Origin of the sequence: Stenotrophomonas maltophilia (genome assembly GCF_001676385.1) — a bacterium.
Taxonomy (GTDB): Bacteria; Pseudomonadota; Gammaproteobacteria; order Xanthomonadales; family Xanthomonadaceae; genus Stenotrophomonas; species Stenotrophomonas maltophilia_J.
Map to the genome: position 1 here is coordinate 1 of NZ_LYVJ01000021.1, position 2083 is coordinate 2083.

Below are 2083 nucleotides of genomic sequence, written 5' to 3' on the forward strand. Positions count from 1 at the left end.
ACGCAATGCAAGGTGCCTCGCAGACCCTGGAAAAAGCGCTTGACGCCATTTCCAGAACAAGTAGAATTTCGCCTCCCAAGCGGGAATAGCTCAGTTGGTAGAGCGCAACCTTGCCAAGGTTGAGGTCGCGAGTTCGAGTCTCGTTTCCCGCTCCAGGTTCAAGAAGAACGCTCCCGGAAGGGGGCGTTTTTCGTTATGGATGCCGCGAAGCCTGCGCCTGGGGCGGCATCGCACGCCCGGCGGAAATTCCTGTTGACGCCGTGCAGCAATATCGACACAATAGCGCTCCTTCGACGCAGGTCGAACGAAATCTGCGGGAATAGCTCAGTTGGTAGAGCGCAACCTTGCCAAGGTTGAGGTCGCGAGTTCGAGTCTCGTTTCCCGCTCCAGATCAGGAAGAACGCTCCCGGAAGGGGGCGTTTTTCGTTTGCGCGGCCGCCGTCGCCAAGGCCCGGCTGAAAGGGGCAGGCGCAGCGGCGCGAGCCGGATCGCACGCGACCAGCGTGTCCAGTGGCGCCAGCGAAGGGGGTGTCATCCAAAGGTGCCAACGTCGCCGTGGCCGATGCGTGGGGCGACAGGCCCGGCACGTGGAGCTGGAGGTCGGCCGGGCGCCGGATACCGGGGCAATCATGCTGGAGTTCCACGGTCGGGCACAAGCGCTTCGGTCAGTGCGCGTGTGGCGGCCGGAAGCGCGGCTCAACGCAGTTATCGCGTCGTGTGAAGACTGTTGACGGCGTGAAGGAATTTGGACACAATAGCGCTCCTTCGACGCAGGTCGAAGAATCTGCGGGAATAGCTCAGTTGGTAGAGCGCAACCTTGCCAAGGTTGAGGTCGCGAGTTCGAGTCTCGTTTCCCGCTCCAGATCAGGAAGAACGCTCCCGGAAGGGGGCGTTTTTCGTTTGCGCGGCCGCCGTCGCCAAGGCCCGGCTGAAAGGGGCAGGCGCAGCGGCGCGAGCCGGATCGCACGCGACCAGCGTGTCCAGTGGCGCCAGCGAAGGGGGTGTCATCCAAAGGTGCCAACGTCGCCGTGGCCGATGCGTGGGGCGACAGGCCCGGCACGTGGAGCTGGAGGTCGGCCGGGCGCCGGATACCGGGGCAATCATGCTGGAGTTCCACGGTCGGGCACAAGCGCTTCGGTCAGTGCGCGTGTGGCGGCCGGAAGCGCGGCTCAACGCAGTTATCGCGTCGTGTGAAGACTGTTGACGGCGTGAAGGAATTTGGACACAATAGCGCTCCTTCGACGCAGGTCGAAGAATCTGCGGGAATAGCTCAGTTGGTAGAGCGCAACCTTGCCAAGGTTGAGGTCGCGAGTTCGAGTCTCGTTTCCCGCTCCATGTTCCGACAGGCCCCATCAAGGGGTTTTGTCATGTCAGGGGCTTCGTTCCTGGCGCGCGGTACGTTGGCCTCATGGCAGAGTGGCTATGCACCGGATTGCAAATCCGTTTACAGCGGTTCGATTCCGCTTGAGGCCTCCAATTGAAAAGCCCTGACCTTGGTCAGGGCTTTTTGTTTGGCGGGTTGCTGCGGCTGTCCAGGGCGAATACCAGTGGGCAGCTGCAATCCCGGGCGCGGGCGCGCCCCAATGTCGACCGGGTATTTGCGCTGGACCACAGGCCACATCCCGGTGCGGCGTGAGCGTGAGGCCCTGAGCGCCGCAACGTGGCCCTATGCCTGTTCCGGAATGGCAATGTGCGTTTCCTCCCGGAAATTGCGTCCGACCGGAGCGCCCACGCCAAGGTAATGCCGGAACAGGTAGATCAGCGGCTTCCAGCGCGTGACATCAATGTGCTCGGTACCCGCCAGAGTGATGTTCTCATGCGCGTGCACGCAGCGGATCTGCCCTTCGGCAATGACGAACCCTTGATCGTCGTCATCGCTGGGCCGGTGCATGGCCATCATCGTGACTTCCACCTGCAGCGGGCACTCGGCAATCGTCGCCGGTTCCACCTGCACGGACGGCACCGCGCTTAAACCCGCCAGTGCGAATTTGTCGCGCACGTGCACGTAGCCCATGGCTTGCTTGGCGGCGGGTACCGGGTCACGCCCGGTTGCACGCGCGATCGCTTCCACCTGTGCGGCCTG

Annotated in this window: 5 tRNA genes and 1 pseudogene; 5 read left to right on the plus strand and 1 reads right to left on the minus strand. The window is 62.9% G+C overall.

The annotated features are described in order from the left end of the window. Positions 1-79: 79 nt before the first annotated feature. The 5 genes from A9K58_RS18735 (at position 80) to A9K58_RS18755 (ending at position 1476) form a co-directional block, all read left to right on the plus strand. Positions 80-155, plus strand: a tRNA-Gly gene (locus tag A9K58_RS18735). A 158-nt stretch (positions 156-313) separates the two neighbouring features. After that, positions 314-389, plus strand: a tRNA-Gly gene (locus tag A9K58_RS18740). 397 nt (positions 390-786) lie between these two features. Continuing rightward, positions 787-862: transfer RNA gene (locus A9K58_RS18745), tRNA-Gly, on the plus strand. A 397-nt stretch (positions 863-1259) separates the two neighbouring features. Next, positions 1260-1335, plus strand: a tRNA-Gly gene (locus A9K58_RS18750). A gap of 67 nt (positions 1336-1402) precedes the next feature. Beyond that, positions 1403-1476, plus strand: a tRNA-Cys gene (locus A9K58_RS18755). Positions 1477-1666: 190 nt separating this feature from the next. Here A9K58_RS18755 and A9K58_RS19750 read toward each other — a convergent pair. Beyond that, positions 1667-2083, minus strand: a pseudogene (locus tag A9K58_RS19750) (flavin reductase family protein); the annotation flags it as partial.